The sequence below is a fragment of the Monashia sp. HAY1-2A genome (assembly GCF_056755315.1).
The window spans coordinates 1-11,297 of sequence record NZ_JBNDHY010000138.1 but is presented as its reverse complement, the minus strand read 5'-3'; the positions used below and the strand labels follow the sequence as shown (position 1 = coordinate 11,297).

Sequence of the window (11,297 nt, the reverse complement as noted above, 5' to 3'; positions counted from 1 at the left end):
GAGCAGCACGGGCACCCCGGACTCGACCGGGTAGGCGAGATGGTCGGTGGCACAACGCAGCTCGGGCGTCTCGCCCGACCCCGAGTCGTGCGTCGCGTCGGTCAGCTCGCCCTTGCACTTCGGGCAGCGGAGGATGGCGCGCAGCCACGGCTCGATGGTCTGCTGGGTGGTCACGATGCGTCTCCTGTGTCGGTCGGGTCCGTCATCGCGTCCGCCACACCGTCGCCGGACCGGATCAGGGCGAGCATCTCGTCGCGGACGCGCTCCATGGTCTCACGGTCGGCGGCCTCGACGTTGAGCCGCAACAGCGGCTCGGTGTTGGAGGCGCGGACGTTGAACCACCACATCGGCTCGGTGCCCTCGGGGCAGGTGACGGTGAGGCCGTCGAGCTCGTCGGTGCCGGCGCCGCGGACCGTCGCCCACGCCCGCACCTGCTCGACGACGGCGGCCTGGTCCTCGACGGTGGAGTTGATCTCGCCGGAGGCGACGTAGCGCTCGTACTCGCTGCACAGACGCGACAGGGGGACGTCCTGCTCGCCGAGGGCCGCGAGGACGTGCATCGCCGCCAGCATCCCGGTGTCGGCGAACCAGAAGTCGCGGAAGTAGTAGTGCGCCGAGTGCTCGCCGCCGAACACGGCTCCGGCGCGGGCCATCTCGGCCTTGATGAAGGAGTGGCCCACGCGGGTGCGCACCGGGTTGGCGCCGTTCTCGGCGACGACCTCGCGGACCGCCGCGCTGGAGATGACGTTGTGCACGATGGAGACCTCGCGGTCGCCGCCCTCGCGCGCCCGGGCGATCTCGCGCGCCGCGACGAGGCCGGTGATCGCGCTCGGCGACACGGGCTCACCGTCGGCGTCGACGACGAAGCAGCGGTCGGCGTCGCCGTCGAACGCCAGACCGATGTCGGCGCCGTGCTCGCGGACCGCGGCCTGCAGGTCGACGAGGTTGGCCGGGTCGAGCGGGTTGGCCTCGTGGTTGGGGAACGTGCCGTCGAGCTCGAAGTACATCGGCACGACCTCGAGCGGCAGCTCGGGCAGTCCGGCACCCGTGCCGAGGACGGCCGGGACGGTGTGCCCGCCCATGCCGTTGCCCGCGTCGACGACGACCTTGAGCGGCCGGCAGCCGGACAGGTCCACGAGCGAGCGGAGGAAGCCGGCGTAGTCACCGAGCAGGTCGCGGGTCGTGACGCTGCCCGGGCCCCCTACCGGCTCGGCCAGGCCGGTGCCGCCGTCGAGCAGCCACTGGGCGAGGTCGCGGATCTCCGCGAGCCCGGAGTCCTGGCCGACCGGGCGGGCTGCGGAGCGGCACATCTTGATGCCGTTGTACTGGGCCGGGTTGTGGCTCGCGGTGAACATCGCGCCCGGCAGGTCGAGGGCGCCGCTGGCGTAGTAGAGACCGTCGGTCGAGCACAGGCCGACGTGGACGACGTCGACGCCGCGCGAGGTCACTCCGGCCGCGAACGCCTGCGACAGCTCGGGCGAGCTCGGCCGCATGTCGTGCCCGATGACGACAGCCGCGCTGCCGTCCGGGATGGCGACGACCTCCGCGAACGCGGCGCCGATGGCGCGAGCCACCTCGGGCGAGAGCTGGTCAGGGACGATCCCCCGGACGTCGTAGGCCTTGACGAAGTCGACGAGATGAGGCACGCGCCCACCCTAGTGGTCAGCCGTCGCGCAGGATGCGCAGGTGCCCGCGCCGGCCGGACTCCACGACACCGGCCTGGGCCTCGGCCGCCGCCTGGCCCCGGGGTTCGGCGCGCTCGCCCGGGGTCGGCTGACGCGACTGACTCGGCTGACGCGGCTGGCGCGGACGGGCGGCCTCGCGGACCGCGTCGGCGAGGGCGAGCAGGTCGTCACCGGCCAGCTGCGGCTCGGGGAACTCCCCACCGACGCGCACGACGTCCCAGCCGCGCGGGGCCGTCATGCGCTCGGCGTGCTCGAGGCACAGGTCGTAGGTGTGCGGCTCGGCGTAGGTGGCGAGCGGGCCGACGACGACGGCACGGTCGGCGTAGGCGTAGGTCAGGGTCGCGACCGCAGGGCGCGCGCACCCCGTCTTCGAGCAACCACGAGTCAGACCCACGTCGCGGGACTCTAGTCGCCCGGTCGGACGAGGACGAATCACCACGCCGTGGACGCGACGGCGTCCCTGCCGCCGGTCCGCCACTCCTCGCGTCCCGACCGGCCGCGCCGACCCGTCGATCTAGAGTGGGACCGTGAGCACCTCCGGCACCACCCCGGGCGCGGGACCCGACACCGGGCGCGACCCGTCCGAGCGCACGGACCCGGACTCCGGACGCAGCGCCGCCGCCTCCCGGCGCCCGCTCCCCCGTCGGCGCGACCGGCACGGGCGCGGCAGGCGCGGACCGCTCGCCTGGCCGCCGGTCCCGGCGATGGTCTCCCGCCGCGACGAGTTCGACGACTACGTGCTCGATGCCGCGGCCCGGCTCGAGGCCACCTGCGGGCGCGCCTTCCCCGCAGTCGAGTTCGCGGTCGAGGACGTCCCGCGCGGACCTGCGGCCTGGGACCACCGCGAGGTGCCGCTGGGCCGCCTCTTCCCCGCCACGGGTGCCCGGCCGGCGCGGATCGTCGTCTACCGCCGCCCGGTCGAGACCCGCGTCTCGGACCGGCGTGACGTCGCCGCGCTCGTCGCCGACATCGTCACCGAGCAGGTTGCCGGCCTCCTCGGCGTCGCCCCCGAGGAGCTCGACCCCGGCTTCGGCGACTGACGAGGCCCTGCGTCGCGGCGGCCATCTCGCCGTGCGACGTCGGACAGCCTGCGCCGGTCAGTTGCGCACCTGGCGCACCGGGACGGACAGGGCTCGGACCGGGGCCGACTGGACGGCGGCGATGGAGAACGTCGGCACACCGCCGTCGGTTCCGGCGACCGAGACGGCGCCGCGGACCTCACCGCTCGTCGGCACGACCCAGACGCTGTCGGCGTCGCCGAGGTCGGTGGCCACGGTCGAACCGGCCGGGACGTCGACCGTCGTCGTGCGAGCGGCGTCCCCCGTGCCGGTGCGCACCTGCGCACGGGCCGCGGTCTGGCCCGACGTCAGGAGGAGACGCTTGGTCGTGCCCGTGAGTCCCGGCAGCAGGACCCCGCCGAGACCGGTGAGGCGCGGCGTGGCCGCGGTCCAGGCGAAGTCGCCCATGCGGTCACCGGTCGAGGCACGCCGTTCGGTCCAGGCGCCGGCCACGACGGGCTGGTCGGACCGGACCCCGAGACCGAACGCGCCGGACGCGCGCTGGATGGGCACGTCGAGGGTCGACCCGGCGGGCACCCGGACCGCGCGCAGCTCGTCGGGCTGGACCGGTCCGGCGTCGGTGAGCAGGCTCAGGCGGACGAGCGCCTCGGTGTCACCGGGGTTGGCGACGCGGGCCCACACCGAGCCCGACGCGTCGATCCCCGGCACGACGAGGTCGGTCCCCGGCGGGGCGGCGCGGGTGGCGTCGTCGATGCCGCGTGCCGTTGCACCGTCGATCCACTGCTCGTCGAGCACGGCGGACAGGACGCCACCCGTGGCGGTGACGTGGACGACGGGGCTGGCGAGGTCGGGCGCGAGCGCGTCGAGCGAGACGATCGCGCGCGAGTGCGGCTCGACCGAGATCGTGCGGTCGTCCAGGCCGGCCACCCGACCGCGCGCGCCGAACACCTCGAGCGAGGCGGTCACGGCATTGGCCCCGGGGTTGCCGAGGATGACCCGCTCCGTGCGGGACGGACCGGCACCCCCGCCGACGAGCCAGACGTCGGACGAGGGCAGCTGGCACGGCGTCACGGCCAGGCCCCGGTCGTCGTCGCCGGTGTGCTTCCACACCTGGGTCGCGACGAGGCCCGGGGCCAGTCCCCTGGTGGCTCGGGCGAGGACGCTGTCGGCCGTCTTCACGGTGGCGGTCACGGCCGAGCCCGCGGCACCGCCCTGGCCGAGCCCGGACGCGTCGCTGCCGGACAGCAGCGTGATCGCGCCACCGCTCGGTGCCCCGGCGACGACCCCGGGGTCCGGGGCGGACGCGGCGACCGTGACGTCCCCCTCGACGTCGCGCAGGCCCACGGCGCCGAGCCGCTGCTGGCCGGGGCACACGAGCGTCGAGTCGTCGACGAGGACGCTGGAGGTCTCGGGCAGGCCCGCGCGGTCCCCGGGCGCCGCCAGCTGGAGCGAGCCGCTGACGTGGGTGGCACCGACGGCCGCGCCGACCGCGACGACGGCCACCGCGACGGACCGGATGATGCCCGCGGCCCTGCTCATGCGCGCCTCCTCGAGCGACGGTTGCCGAAGGGCAGCGCCATGAACACGACGAACGCGAGCAGCGCACCCTGTCCGAGACGCCACCAGGGCTGCGCCGCCGCGAGGTCGACGCGCAGGGCGCCCGGCGCCGACGGCACGACGTAGGTGGGTTGCGCAGCGCCGGGCACGGGGGGCAGGACCGCGCCGTCGTAGCTGACGACGGCGTGCCGGGCCCACTCGGCCGGCTCGGCGAGGACGAGGCGTCGCTCGCCGGTCGCGGCGGGCAGCGAGGTGTCGACGGCGGCGTGCGGTCCGACGGTCGGGACGACGGCGAGCAGGCCGCCCGAACCGTCGACGAGGCGGGCGCGCGACGGCGCCGTGGCGTCCTCGGCGCCCTGGGCCGCAGGCAGGGCCCGCACCTTCCAGAGGACGCCGTGCTGGCCGCTGCCCAGTCGGCTCAGCCCCTCGGCCGCGTCGAGCCGGCGCGCGAGCGGGCTGTCGGCCCCACCGGTCACCTGGACGAAGCCGATGCCGAGCCGGGCGAGGGACGACGCGTCGAGGGCATCGGCGGCCCGGCCACCGACGATGGCGGCGACGGCCGACACGAGGGGCGCGTCGTCGGCGTCGGGACGTCGGTCGAGGTCGCGCAAGAGCTCACCGGGCTCCTGCCCGGCCAGGACGAAGTCGACGACGTCGTCGGACGGGCGCAGCAGCAGCAGGCGGTTGCCGAGCGGGCCGGTGGCCTGGTCGACGGCGACCGCGGGCAGCGTCGCCTCGCCGACCGACAGCGTCCGGCCGGCCCCCCGGACCGCCCAGACGCCGGCACCGGCGAGGACCGACCCCACGACGAGCACGACGGCCGCGACGGCCCCGGCCGGCCGCAGCCGTCCGTGGCCGCGACGCAGGTGTCCGAGGACGGCCCGACTGCCCGCGAGGAGCCCGACGAGCAGGCCCACGAACCACAGCTGGAGCCCGACCCCGGCCCACAGGTGCGCGGCCGCCGACGTGCCGACGCCGGTCTCGGCGGAGCCGAGGACGACGCGCGAGCCGCCGAGCGCGGCAGCGAGGCCGACGACCGCGAGCAGTCCGCCGACGGCGAGCCCGACCGACTCGGTCCGGGTCCGGGCGCGCACTGCGAACCCGGCGACCCCGAGGAGGACGACGGGTGCCACGAGCCACGCGGTCCACGACGAGGCACCCGGCTGCCCGAGGACGAGCGCCACCGGCCCCCAGGGGCCCGCGTCGGACCCGGTGGCCACGAGGCCGGGGCCTGACAGCAGGAGGTGCCAGTCCTCGACGAACCGAACCACCCACGGGCCGAGCAGCGCGGTGGGCACGACGAGCAGGACGAGGGCACGCGCGCGGCGCAGCCCCGGCCCGAGCAGGAGCAGGAGGAGCGCGGCGGCGACCGAGACGGCCAGCAGCGGCGGCGCGAACGCGCCGGTCACCGCCGTGGCCAGGGCCGTGGCGAAGGTGGCGGTGAAGGTGCCGTCACGGCGGGCGGCGAGGGCGTACCCGGCGACGACGAACGGCAGCAGGACGTGCGCGACGGCGAGGGTGACGCGACCCTGGGCCGCGCCCGTGACCAGCACGGCCGAGGACCCCCACGCGAGCGCGGCCGTGCCGCGGGCGACCCGGGAGGTGGTGACGACGCGTCCGGCGAGGTAGGCCGACCACGTCGCGAGCACGGGCGCGAGGAACAGCAGCCAGGCGATCGTCACGCCGGCGCTGGACCGGCCGTCGGCGACTCCGGGGAGGCGCTCGGCCAGCCACGTCAGACCGGAGAGCACCGCGAGGTGGGGCCCGGCGTCGACCGCGGTGCCGAGGCCGGCGCCGTGCCACGCGTCGAGGAAGGAGTGCCACAGCCCGTCGGACCCGGTGGCGACGGGGCGCAGCTCGCCACCCGCCAGACCGGTGTGCGTCGGCGAGAGGCCACCGGCCCGGATGGTGTCGCGCCAGGCCGCGACGGCGGCGACGAGGGCGGCGAGGACGGCGAGGAACCCGGCGTGGGTCAGGACCCGTCGCCCGAGCGAGGCCGGCAGGTGCGCCAGGGAGTCGGTGTCCTCGGCGGTCGGTCCGGTCTCGGTGGTCGGCGCGGCCTCGCGGTGCGCGGCACGCTCGGGGGCGATGGCGTCCTGGAAGTGGTCGAGGGTCGTGCGCGCCGCGACGGACGGCGGCACGAAGAGCGTCGCCAGGTCGCCGCGGCGCAGGCGCTTGGTCGACCGGCCCCGCCACCTGGCCGCGGTCGTCGCGGCAGGGTGCAGCAGCGCGGAGGCGTCGGACAGCTCGCGCCACGCGAGCCGCGGCCGCTTGGCCACGAGGAGGCCGAGGGCGCCGAGGACGCTCGAGGCCGCGAGCCACACGGCGAGGAACGGCGCGAGCACCGGCGCGCAGCGGGCCAGGGTCACCTGTCTGGCGGCGCGACGGGAGCGGCGCTCGACCTCCCGCGGGCGCGGCCCCCCGGGCCGGGTGCCGTCGACGCCGGCGGACGCGTCCCGCACGACGGCGCCGGGGACGACGACGACGCGGTGGCCGGCCAGCTGGGCCCGCCAACCGAGGTCGAGGTCGGCCCCGTACTCGGTGAACGCGGGGTCGAACCCGCCGAGGTCGTCCCACACCGCCCGGCGCACGAGCATCCCCGCCGTGCTCACGGCGAGGACGTCGGTGCGGTGGTCGTACTGGCCCTGGTCGGCCTCGCCCCGCGTGGGGCGACCGAGCCGGCGGCCGGTACGGGTGATCTGGACGCCGAGCTCGACGAGGCGTCGCGGGTCGTCCCACGCGACGAGCTTGGGCCCGGCGATCCCCACGGACGGCGAGCGCAGCCCCTCCTCGAGGAGGCGGGCCAGCGCCGTCGGTGCCGGCGCGGTGTCGTCGTGCAGCACCCACACCCACTCCGGGCCGGTGCCCCCAGCGCCCGGGGCGACGGCGTGCAGCCGCTCCATGCCGGCCGCGATGGCGCGGCCCAGGGGGACCCGGGCCGGCAGACGCAGCACGTCCACGTGGGGCACGACCGCCCGGACGCGCCCGTGGGCCTGCGCGATCGCCGCCGACGTGTCGCTGCTCGCGACGTCGACGACGAGGAGACGGGCGGGCGGCAGTGTCTGGGTGGCGACCCCGTCCAGACACTGCGCCAGCCACGTCGCACCGTTGTGCACGACGACGATCGCGGCGACCTGCGCGCTGGGCCGGGGTCCGGTGGAGGGAGCGGACATCGACCCGTGCGCGGCGCCCCCGTGGGGGGCGCTGCGGTCATCGGCGAGCTCGTCGGGCACAGCGGTCACCTTCACCCGGACACCGGCTGGGGCCCGGGTCCTACGGCCACGGTCAGACCGCGCGCTTCTTCAGCTTGCGGCGCTCGCGCTCCGACAGACCGCCCCAGATGCCGAAGCGCTCGTCGTTCGCGAGGGCGTACTCGAGGCACTCTGCGCGCACCTCGCACCCGACGCAGACCTTCTTGGCCTCGCGCGTGGAGCCGCCCTTCTCCGGGAAGAACGCCTCCGGATCGGTCTGGGCGCAGAGCGACCGCTCCTGCCAGGAGAGCTCGCCCTCCTCCGTCCCGACGTCCGACATGACCACCATCAGCTCGTGCATGACCCCTCCTCGACCCTGACTCTCTTGTGTGTCAGCACTCGCTGTACCCGGCGGCACCGTTCCCCTGGCAGATCGACCCACCGTTTCGTGAGCCCGTCGACCTCGGTACCGACCCCGACGAATACAACAATGAAATTACATGTGTGTCATACGCCCTACGTCAAGCCCGTTAGTGATATTCGCTCGATCTCGGTGAGGCGCTTTCCCGGCTGTGGTAGAACGGGTTCCGACCCGTCTTCGGACGCGGCTGCACGGGGCTGAGAGGATCGCTGCATGCGCATCACAGCCCTCGCCGGAGGCGTCGGCGGCGCCCGGTTCCTCCGCGGCCTGCTCCGCCACGTCCACTCCCCCGTGTCCGTCGTCGGAGACGAGCCGGTCGAGCTGACCGTCATCGGCAACACGGGTGACGACATCACGCTCTTCGGCCTGCGGGTGTGCCCCGACATCGACACGCTGCTCTACACCCTGGGCGGAGCCGTCCACGAGGGCCAGGGCTGGGGCCGTTCCGACGAGACGCACCACCTCGCCGAGGAGCTCGCCGCGCTCGGAGCGACGCCGCAGTGGTTCACCCTCGGCGACAAGGACTTCGGCACCCACGTCTACCGGTCGCAGCTGCTCGGTCAGGGCCGGCCCCTGTCGGCCGTCGTCGACCGGCTGGCCGCGCGGTGGGGGCTGCCCGAGCAGGGCGTGCGGCTGCTGCCGATGACCGACACCCCGGTCGAGACCCACGTCGTCGTCGAGCAGGACGGACAGCCGCGGGCGATCCACTTCCAGGAGTGGTGGGTCCGGCACCGCGCCGAGCTGCCGGCCGAGCGTTTCGTCGTGGCGGGGCTCGACGGCGCCGCCCCGGCCCCCGGCGTCCTCGACGCGATCCGCGAGGCCGACGTCGTCCTCCTGCCACCGAGCAACCCGGTCGTGTCGATCGGCATCGTCCTCGGGGTCCCGGGCGTCCGCGACGCGCTGCGCGGCAGCCGAGCCCCGGTCGTCGGCGTCTCACCCCTGGTCGGCGGGCGCCCGGTCCGCGGCCACGCCGACGTCTGCCTGCGCACCATCGGCGTCGAGGAGTCGAGCGCCGGTGTCGCCGGCCTCTACGCCGACTTCCTCGACGGCTGGCTCGTGGCCGAGGACGACCCGATGCCGCCGCAGCGCGGCCTGCAGGTGGTCCACCGCCCGCTGCTCATGAGCTCGCCCGACGCAGCCGCCGACCTGGCCGGGGCGGCGCTCGACCTGGCGCTGCGGCTGCGTCCCGCGAGGACCCCCGCGTGACGACGCACGACCCCGCGACGGCCGGGCACCCGACGTCCGACGCCGCCGTGCCGCGCCCGGTCAGCGTGCTGCCCCTCACCGGGATCCCCGAGGTGCGCGAGGGCGAGGACCTCGCCGACGTCGTCGGGACCGGGCTCCAGCACGCCGGGCTGCGCCTCGAGGACGGCGACGTCGTCGTCGTGTCGAGCAAGATCGCGAGCAAGTCCCTCGGCCTCGTGACGCACGACCCGGACAAGGACCGCGTCGTGCACGCCGAGACCGAGTACGTCGTCGCCGAGCGCTCGCTCGGGGACCGGGTGACCCGCGTCGTCCGGGCCAAGGCGGGCCCGATCATGGCAGCGGCCGGCGTCGACGGCTCGAACACGGGCGACCGCGGGGGCTGGCTGCTGCTGCCCCACGACCCGGACGGCATCTGCGCGGAGCTGCACGACGCGCTCGTCGCGCGGCACGGCGTCCGGGTCGGCGTCGTGCTGTCCGACACCGCAGGCCGCCCGTGGCGCGTCGGTCAGGTGGACTTCGCCCTGGGGGCGCACGGCGTACGGACGCTGGACGACCTCCGTGGCGCCACCGACGCGGACGGCAGACGCCTCGACGTCACCGCCCGGTGCATCGCGGACGAGGTGGCCGCGGCCGCCGACCTGGCCAAGGGCAAGGTCGCGGCGGTGCCGGTCGCGCTCGTGCGCGGACTCCACGACGCGCTCGTCGACGAGCCGCTCACGGCCCACCCCCGCGGCCGCGACCTCGTGCGCACCGGCCCCGGCGACTGGTTCGGCTACGGACGCGTCGAGGCCGTGCGAGCCGCCCTCGGGGTCGAGCCGGGAACCGCGGACGCCCTGGACGTCGGGATCCCGCCCGCAGGCGCGGACAGCCGCATCGGGTCGGTGTCCCGTGCGGTGCGCGCGGCGCTGCACGGCATCGAGTCCGGGACGGCGGACATCGGCCCGCTCACGGTGACGCTCGGTGCGGACAGCCCGCACGAGCTCGGCCGGGCGGTCGCCCGGCTCGAGGTGGCGCTGTGGGCCGAGGGGCTGCGCGGCGACGCCGACGTCCCGTCCGCCGACGGCCTGGCGGTGCTCGTGCACGTGTCGGCGCCGCCCGACGCGCGCTGAGCCCCGCGCTCAACGCGCACCGGGCCCGCACGGGGCCCGCGCTGAGCCCGCGCTGAGCCCGCGTTCAGCCGACGGTGAAGACGACCTTGCCGAAGACGTCGCCGTCGACCATGCGCTCGAACCCCACGCGGGCATCCGCCAGCGGCAGGACCGAGTCGACGACCGGGGAGATGCCGGCCGTGACGACGAGCTGCGCGAGTCGGGCCAGCTCCTCGCGCGTGCCCATCGTCGAGCCGACGACGCGCAGCTGCTTGAAGAAGATCTTCGTCAGCTCCGCCTTCGGCGGGGCGTCGCCGGACGTGGCGCCCGAGATGACGATGCTGCCGCCCGGGCTCAGCGAGTTGACCGAGTGCGACCACGTCGCGGCCCCGACGGTCTCCATGACCGCGTCGACGCGCTCGGGGAGGCGCTCCCCCGACTCGAACACCCGGTCGGCGCCGAGGTCGAGCGCGCGGGCCCCGCGGGACTCGTCGCGCGAGGTCACCCACATCCGGTAGCCCGCGGCTGCGCCCAGCTGCACGAGGGCCGTGGCCACGCCGCCGCCCGCACCCTGGACGAGGACCGTGCCGCCGGGACGCACGCCCGAGTTCGTGAACAGCATCCGGTAGGCCGTGAGCCACGCCGTCGACAGACAGGCCGCAGTCTCCCACGTCATGCCCTCCGGCTTGGGCACGAGGTTGGCCGTCGGTACGAGGACCTTCTCGGCGAGCGTGCCGTCGTGCAGCTCGGACAACAGCGTGCGCCGTGGGTCGAGCGTCTCGTCGCCGCGCCAGCCGTCCGAGGGCACGACGGCGTGGACGATGACCTCACGACCGTCCGGGTCCACGCCGGCGCCGTCGCAGCCGAGGACCATGGGCAGGCGGTCGGCGGGCAGCCCCACCCCGCGCAGCGACCACACGTCGTGGTGGTTGAGCGCACTGGCTCGCAGGTCGACGACGGACCAGCCCGGACGCGCCTCGGGGGTGGGTCGCTCGCCGATGACGAGGCCGGAGAGCGGGTCGGACGCGGACTGACTGGCGGCGTAGGCGGCGAGCATTCCAGCACCATAGTGAGCGGGGCACCGGCGCGGCCCGGGTAGGGTGCGGGCCGTGACCGACGACACCCGCACC

General features: G+C 75.7%; 10 protein-coding genes. 3 read left to right on the top strand and 7 right to left on the bottom strand.

The features are described from left to right. From ACPYOM_RS17305 to ACPYOM_RS17295, 3 genes are all read right to left on the bottom strand, one after another. Positions 1–174: Trm112 family protein (locus ACPYOM_RS17305; RefSeq protein ID WP_481346917.1), on the bottom strand; the 174-nt coding region annotated here is incomplete at its 3' end. Beyond that, the gene (locus ACPYOM_RS17300; RefSeq protein ID WP_481346916.1) at positions 171–1,646 is read right to left on the bottom strand and encodes a phosphomannomutase/phosphoglucomutase; all 1,476 of its coding nucleotides are present in this window, start codon (positions 1,644–1,646) and stop codon (positions 171–173) included. The genes ACPYOM_RS17300 and ACPYOM_RS17305, both read right to left, overlap by 4 nt. A gap of 16 nt (positions 1,647–1,662) precedes the next feature. Next, the gene (locus ACPYOM_RS17295; RefSeq protein ID WP_481339756.1) at positions 1,663–2,079 is read right to left on the bottom strand and encodes a DUF3499 domain-containing protein; all 417 of its coding nucleotides are present in this window, start codon (positions 2,077–2,079) and stop codon (positions 1,663–1,665) included. Positions 2,080–2,212: 133 nt separating this feature from the next. Here ACPYOM_RS17295 and ACPYOM_RS17290 point away from each other — a divergent pair, with 133 nt between their 5' ends. Further along, on the top strand, positions 2,213–2,725 hold the full coding sequence (locus ACPYOM_RS17290) for a metallopeptidase family protein (RefSeq protein ID WP_481339751.1): 513 nt from the start codon (positions 2,213–2,215) through the stop codon (positions 2,723–2,725). A 57-nt stretch (positions 2,726–2,782) separates the two neighbouring features. On the opposite strand, the gene ACPYOM_RS17285 is transcribed toward ACPYOM_RS17290, so the two are convergent. Genes ACPYOM_RS17285 through ACPYOM_RS17275 form a run of 3 tightly spaced genes read right to left on the bottom strand, consistent with a single transcriptional unit; the run spans position 2,783 to position 7,813 of the window. Further along, on the bottom strand, positions 2,783–4,243 hold the full coding sequence (locus tag ACPYOM_RS17285) for a DUF5719 family protein (RefSeq protein ID WP_481346915.1): 1,461 nt from the start codon (positions 4,241–4,243) through the stop codon (positions 2,783–2,785). Further along, entirely contained in the window at positions 4,240–7,494 is a 3,255-nt protein-coding gene (locus ACPYOM_RS17280; RefSeq protein WP_481346914.1) for a glycosyltransferase, read from the bottom strand. The genes ACPYOM_RS17285 and ACPYOM_RS17280 overlap by 4 nt, the downstream gene beginning before the upstream one ends. 52 nt (positions 7,495–7,546) lie before the next feature. Further along, the gene (locus tag ACPYOM_RS17275) at positions 7,547–7,813 is read right to left on the bottom strand and encodes a WhiB family transcriptional regulator (RefSeq protein ID WP_076258264.1); all 267 of its coding nucleotides are present in this window, start codon (positions 7,811–7,813) and stop codon (positions 7,547–7,549) included. Positions 7,814–8,086: 273 nt separating this feature from the next. Between ACPYOM_RS17275 and cofD the strand changes: the two genes are divergently transcribed. Both cofD and ACPYOM_RS17265 read left to right on the top strand, forming a co-directional pair. Further along, positions 8,087–9,079, top strand: a complete 993-nt coding sequence (gene cofD, locus ACPYOM_RS17270) for a 2-phospho-L-lactate transferase (RefSeq protein ID WP_481346913.1) — start codon at positions 8,087–8,089, stop codon at positions 9,077–9,079. After that, a complete protein-coding gene (locus ACPYOM_RS17265; RefSeq protein WP_481339727.1) occupies positions 9,076–10,188 on the top strand; it encodes a coenzyme F420-0:L-glutamate ligase in 1,113 nt (370 codons plus the stop codon). Before cofD ends, ACPYOM_RS17265 begins: the two co-directional genes overlap by 4 nt. A 64-nt stretch (positions 10,189–10,252) precedes the next feature. Here the strand turns inward: ACPYOM_RS17265 and ACPYOM_RS17260 are convergent, their stop codons facing one another. Next, a complete protein-coding gene (locus ACPYOM_RS17260; protein WP_481346912.1) occupies positions 10,253–11,224 on the bottom strand; it encodes a zinc-binding dehydrogenase in 972 nt (323 codons plus the stop codon). Between the last annotated feature and the right edge of the window lie 73 nt (positions 11,225–11,297).

Excerpts from the sequence above, each read along its gene's own strand:
- cofD (WP_481346913.1), top strand. The coding sequence starts at position 8,087 with ATGCGCATCACAGCCCTCGCCGGAGGCGTCGGCGGCGCCCGGTTCCTC.
- ACPYOM_RS17285 (WP_481346915.1), bottom strand. The coding sequence starts at position 4,243 with ATGAGCAGGGCCGCGGGCATCATCCGGTCCGTCGCGGTGGCCGTCGTC.
- ACPYOM_RS17275 (WP_076258264.1), bottom strand. The coding sequence starts at position 7,813 with ATGCACGAGCTGATGGTGGTCATGTCGGACGTCGGGACGGAGGAGGGC.
- ACPYOM_RS17260 (WP_481346912.1), bottom strand. The coding sequence starts at position 11,224 with ATGCTCGCCGCCTACGCCGCCAGTCAGTCCGCGTCCGACCCGCTCTCC.